Raw genomic sequence first — 3,070 nt, 5'->3', positions numbered from 1 at the left:
TTCATATATATTTCATATTTAAATATTAAACTTTTATTAAACATATTGTGAGTCTAAATTTTAACAGGAGGATCCTGAAATGAAAATTAATTTTTTTCCAAGAAGTAAAGTAGGTCAATGTACTGTAATGATTATGACTTTAACTATAATATTTTTTGTAGTTGGAAATTTTATATCTTGGGATTTTTCTTATTATGGATTTAATTTTATAATGAAAAATCAAATCCATATAGCTATACTATTTGGTATATTAATCTTAGGAGTTTTATCTTGTATATTAGGATTTATTGCTATAGATAAAAAAAGAGACAAATCAATTTTAGTCCTTTTCTCTATAATATTAGGAATAAATAATATTGTTGGATTCTTTAGCATTATTGCACATATATTTATTTAATAAAGTATAGACTATAGCGAAAACTATAGTCTATACTTTATTCTTTTTATCTAAATATTTATTAATAAATTCATATAAAAATTTTTTCCGAATAAAATTACACATAAGCTTTTAAAAGTATCATTCGTATCGCTTCGAACTATATGTTTCTTTTTAGTTATTAAGTCAATTTCATGTGTTAGTTTTTTCAACATTTTCAAGAAAACGTTTCATTCATTTTTTTCACTTTATACTTAGTATCATTGACAACATATTTGTATAAGAGTAGTATAGCTTAATGTAAAGTTAATTTTATATATGTTTTCAAAATATTAGGGGGGGATAATTAATTTTATGAAACTAAATATAAAAAAAATAGCATCTTCTGAGGTGTTTACCAGGAAGTTTACTTTTATCTGCAACAGCAATTTCTATAACTTTAGCAAATAGTCCATTTTCATCTTTTTATCATCAACTCTTAGGAGAATTTAAATTTCTAGGTCACTTTAATGTACATATGTTAGTAAATGATTTTTTAATGGCTATATTCTTTTTGTTAGTAGGACTTGAAATAAAACATGAATTACTATATGGAAATTTATCTAGCTTCAAAAAAGCTTCTTTTCCTATAATCTCAGCATTGGGTGGAGTAATTATTCCAGCAATTATATTTATGTGGTTTAATAAAGGTACTCAATTTGAGGCTGGAGTCGGAATTCCAATATCAACTGATATAGCTTTTGCTGTAGGTATTTTTATGATATTAAAAAATAAATTAAATCCATCTTTAAAAATATTTTTACTTTCTTTAGCTGTAGTAGATGATTTAATTTCTATAATTGTAATTGGAGTTTTGTATTCTTCAAATATAAATTTTAAAATTTTATATTTAGCATTATTTCTTGTATGTATTCTAATGTACATGAATATACGCCTTAAAATACACAAAATTTATCCATATCTCATAATCGGTTTATTTATATGGGGACTTATATATTTAAGTGGTGTTCATGCTACAATCAGCGGTGTTTTAATTGCAATGTCAATTCCATCTACTAAGCTTAGCGGAGAAAGGGAGACTATTTCATCTAAGTTAGAACGCAGATTGAATCCACTGTGTAGCTTATTTATATTACCGCTATTTGCTTTAGCAAATACTGCAATAACATTAAATCTAAACATAGATATTTCTAATAGTTATACTTTAATCAAAGGTATCGTAGCTGGACTATCTATTGGAAAACCTTTAGGTATAATGACATTTGCATTTATAGCAACAGTGCTTGGTATTACAGAAAAACCTAAGGGGTCAACTTGGTTATCAATATTCTCAGTATCAATACTTGCTGGTATAGGCTTTACAATGTCTATATTCGTCTCAGAAATAGCTTTTGATAATAACTCTGAATTTGTAAGTATTGCTAAAATATCTATATTATTAGCATCATTAATTTCAATTATTTCAACTTACATAGTAGCCACTCTTACTAGTAAAAATGCTACGTCTAATAAATCATATACATTTAAACATAAAAAAACTGCTTAAATCAGAAGACTTGGAACAAATAATTTGTTTCAAGTCTTTTATTTTTTACTATATAATATACTTAATTTCACTTTGAGGAAATTCATTTAATATGTTATCTTTAAAAAACTCTTTCATATCTGCTAATTGTTCTTTTGTATAAACGTATTTACCATATCCAAATTGTCCATATTTAAATGTTCTAGAATCATCAACCATCGGTAGGGTAGTTTCTGGGAAAATTTCTATTATTCTATTTTTTGCTTTAGTAGTATATCTATGAGAAATAACTTCAAATGTAAGTTTGTCATGATAATTTTCTGGTAATGTATCTTTTATATGCTTTATTAGTTTTTTATAATCCTCTTTCCAATTTTCATATAAAAAAACTGGTGCAATTATAAATCCTATCTTATACCCAGCTTTTGCTGCTTTTGCAGCAGCCTCAATTCTTTTATTAGAAGATGCAGTATAATGCTCATAAGAATCTATTATTTTAGGCGTGTTTATACTAAATCTTATTTCTGTATGATTATTATGATTTATATTCAAAAGACTGTCTATATCGCTATATTTAGTTACAAATCTAAACCTTCCTTTATCTTCTTTTCCAAAAAATTCTATTACAAGCTTTAGTGAGTTTGTATAAGGCTCTAATGGAATTGGGTCTGACGTTGCAGCTCCTTCGAATATAGTTATCTCTGGCTCTCTTTCATCAATATACTTTTTAGTTTGATTTAATACATCATCCATGTTTACAAAAACTTTTACAAATGGTTTATCTCCTAATTGTGTATTTAAATAACAGTATTCACATCTCCCCATACATCCACTTACAATTGGCAATTGATAGTGTGCTGAAGGTTTACATGTTTGAAACTTTAAGCTACTTCTTTTTCCAACAACTAAAGTTTCTTTTCCTGATCTGTATTGTTCAAATAAATTTTCTCCTGGAATATTACTCTTTACTCTATTTGATGTTAATTGTATAATTTCTACATTTTCATTGTCTTTCACCTTGTCATAAATTTTTTTTCCAATGTATGTATCTATTGAGTTTTTTTCAAATATAACTCTTTTAGGACTAAACATTTTTTCACCTCTCAAAATTAATTATTTATTATATCTTATCCAATTTTATTTAAAGTAAAAGATTACATATTATTAAT

At 25.6% G+C, this 3,070-nt stretch carries 3 protein-coding genes; 2 read left to right on the top strand and 1 reads right to left on the bottom strand.

Annotated elements, in window-relative coordinates; all coding sequences use genetic code 11:
• Positions 1 to 79: 79 nt before the first annotated feature.
• The gene (locus VN21_RS11405) at positions 80 to 397 is read left to right on the top strand and encodes a hypothetical protein (RefSeq protein ID WP_046823393.1); all 318 of its coding nucleotides are present in this window, start codon (positions 80 to 82) and stop codon (positions 395 to 397) included.
• A gap of 364 nt (positions 398 to 761) precedes the next feature.
• On the top strand, positions 762 to 1,922 hold the full coding sequence (gene nhaA / locus VN21_RS11400) for a Na+/H+ antiporter NhaA (RefSeq protein ID WP_046823392.1): 1,161 nt from the start codon (positions 762 to 764) through the stop codon (positions 1,920 to 1,922).
• 48 nt (positions 1,923 to 1,970) lie between these two features.
• Here nhaA and splB read toward each other — a convergent pair whose 3' ends face one another.
• Entirely contained in the window at positions 1,971 to 2,993 is a 1,023-nt protein-coding gene (gene splB / locus VN21_RS11395) for a spore photoproduct lyase (protein WP_046823391.1), read from the bottom strand.
• Positions 2,994 to 3,070 lie beyond the last annotated feature (77 nt).

Source organism: Paraclostridium benzoelyticum, from assembly GCF_001006285.1.
Lineage (GTDB): Bacteria > Bacillota > Clostridia > Peptostreptococcales > Peptostreptococcaceae > Paraclostridium > Paraclostridium benzoelyticum.
Note: the sequence above shows the minus strand (reverse complement) of the source record. Positions and strands in the feature narration are given on the sequence as shown.

Coding starts and splice junctions, on each gene's coding strand:
- VN21_RS11405 (WP_046823393.1), top strand. CDS start 80: ATGAAAATTAATTTTTTTCCAAGAAGTAAAGTAGGTCAATGTACTGTA.
- splB (WP_046823391.1), bottom strand. CDS start 2,993: ATGTTTAGTCCTAAAAGAGTTATATTTGAAAAAAACTCAATAGATACA.